This is a genomic window from Mesorhizobium sp. M2C.T.Ca.TU.002.02.1.1, from assembly GCF_003997225.1.
Genome location: NZ_RZTO01001163.1, coordinates 1 through 1,414, shown reverse-complemented (window position 1 = coordinate 1,414; position 1,414 = coordinate 1). Strand labels below are relative to the sequence as shown.

At 66.6% G+C, this 1,414-nt stretch carries 2 protein-coding genes; both read left to right on the top strand.

Translation table 11 applies throughout. From position 1 onward, the window contains the following. Positions 1-602, top strand: a 602-nt coding sequence (locus tag EOD07_RS34345; protein ID WP_127238346.1) for a methyltransferase, incomplete at its 5' end; no start/stop codon positions are given. Positions 603-740: 138 nt separating this feature from the next. Beyond that, positions 741-1,414, top strand: a 674-nt coding sequence (locus EOD07_RS34340) for a S49 family peptidase (RefSeq protein ID WP_164772840.1), incomplete at its 3' end; no start/stop codon positions are given.

Here is a 1,414-nt window from a genome sequence, read left to right as displayed (position 1 = left end):
CCCTTGCCGTGCTGTCGCGCTGTCCGGCGGCGCGGGCCGTGCTGGTCGAGCGCTCGACCGAAATGGCGGGGTTCGCCGCCGCCACGCTTTCGCATCCTGGCAACGCGCATCTCGGCGACCGCGCCTCGGTGCTGACGGCCGACGTGACGCTGACCGGCCGGGCGCGAGCGGAAGCCGGGCTTGCCGACAATTCCTTCGACTTCGTCATCATGAACCCGCCGTTCAACGCGGCTGAGGACCGCTCGACGCCCGACGCGCTGCGCAGGCAAGCGCATGTGGGCGAGGACGGGCTGTTCGAGCGCTGGATCAGGAGCGCGGCGGCCGTGACGAAGCCTCGCGGCGGATTGGCCATCATCGCCCGGCCCGAACAATTGGTCGCCATCCTCGATGCGGTCGAGGGGCGCTTCGGCGATGCCGAGATGCTCTGTGCCCATCCCCGGCCGGACGCGGCTGCGATCCGCATCGTCGTCAGGGCGGCGCTCGGGGCGCGCGGAAAACTGTCGATCCGCCCGCCGCTCATCCTGCACGGGCCGTCCGGCAACGCGCCGGCGGAGCGGGCGGAAATGATCAATAACGGCCTGGCGTCGCTGTTCGGCGATTGATCCCAGGCGCGCGATGCGGCATTGCCGTTAGGCGGCGAATTCCTACATGCCAGAGCAAGATGACGTCGCGCCTGAGAGACATTACCGACGTAACCGATCTCATCTTGCTTCTTTGCATTCCATCGGAGACACCCGTTCGTGAAACGCCTCTTCAACCGCCTGCTGCCGAAATCCTGGCGCTCGACAGTCGTCACCATTCCGGTCATCCGGCTGCAAGGCGCCATCATGGCCGGCGGCGGCCAGTTCCGGCCGAGCCTGTCGCTCGCCTCGACGGCCGGTGTCATCGAAAAAGCGTTCGGCTTCGACGCGCCGGCGGTCGCCATCTCGATCAACTCGCCAGGCGGCTCGCCGGTGCAGTCGCGGCTGATCTTCAAGCGTATCCGCGACCTGGCGGCGGAAAAGAACAAGAAGGTACTGGTCTTCGTCGAGGATGTCGCGGCTTCCGGCGGCTACATGATCGCGGTCGCCGGCGACGAGATCTTCGCCGATCCGTCATCGATCGTCGGCTCGATCGGCGTTGTCTCCGCCTCGTTCGGCTTCCCCGAGCTGATGAAGAAGATCGGTGTCGAGCGGCGCGTCCACACCGCCGGCCAGAACAAGGCCGTGCTCGACCCGTTCAAGCCGGAGAAGAAGGAAGACGTCGAACGGCTGAAGGCGCTGCAGCTCGAAGTGCATGAGACCTTCATCGACCTAGTCAAGGAGCGGCGCGGCGGCAAGCTCAAGGACGACCCGGACCTGTTCACCGGCCTGTTCTGGACCGCCAAGCGCGGTCTCGAGCTCGGCCTCGTCGATGCGCTGGGCGATATGCGCAG